We start from the raw sequence: 783 nt of genomic DNA, 5'->3' as shown, positions 1-783 counted from the left end.
GCTGGCGCAGTTGGTGATTGTCAACCCCAGTTGCACGCTCGACGAGCAAGCCTTTGCCCTCGCCGCCGGCGCCAAAGATTTGCTGGAGCGCGCCGAGATTGTCCCAAGCTTTGCCGAGGCGATTGGCGATTGCACGCTGGTGATGGGCACCAGCGCACGTTTGCGCCACTTGCAAAGCACGTTGGTCAACCCGCGCGCGGGCGCCGGCCTGGCGATTGAGGAATTGATGCAAAACAGCCAAAGTGCGGTTGCTATCGTCTTTGGACGTGAGCGGGTGGGGCTGACCAACGACGAGCTGCTGCAATGCCATTACCACATCAATGTGCCGGCTAATCCTGAATACGCCTCGCTGAATTTGGCGATGGCGGTGCAGTTGGTCTGTTATGAACTGCGCATGGCCTACCTTGAGGCCAGCCACACGGCGGTGAAAACACGGCTGACCAGCGCAGGCTATGCTAGCGTCAGCGAGGTTGAGCATTTGCTCTCCCACAGTGAGCAGACGTACCGCACTTTGGGGTTTATCCAAAATGACGCGGTGATGGAAAAGTTGCGCCGGCTGTATAACCGCGCGCGGTTGGAAAAAAACGAAGTCAACATCTTGCAGGGCATCCTAAGTGCGGTCGATAAGCGCATAAAGTAATCACTATCAGCACAATCGCTCAAAACTTACAAAAATAGTCAAGTTTAAAGTTGACTAAATTAGTAAGGTATGAAAAAATTTACTCCATTGATTCAACCTGGAGTGAACTATGAAATTAACCTCAAAAGGGCGCTATGCAGTGA

The 783-nt window shown here is 53.1% G+C and carries 1 protein-coding gene; it reads left to right on the top strand.

Annotated features, from left to right (window positions below; all coding sequences use genetic code 11):
* Nucleotides 1-640: RNA methyltransferase (locus JNC70_RS22785; RefSeq protein WP_374789058.1), on the top strand; the 640-nt coding region annotated here is incomplete at its 5' end.
* Nucleotides 641-783: the final 143 nt, after the last annotated feature.

Origin of the sequence: Brucella oryzae (assembly GCF_041929965.1) — a bacterium.
Classification (GTDB): domain Bacteria; phylum Pseudomonadota; class Alphaproteobacteria; order Rhizobiales; family Rhizobiaceae; genus Brucella; species Brucella oryzae.
Note: the sequence above shows the minus strand (reverse complement) of the source record. Positions and strands in the feature narration are given on the sequence as shown.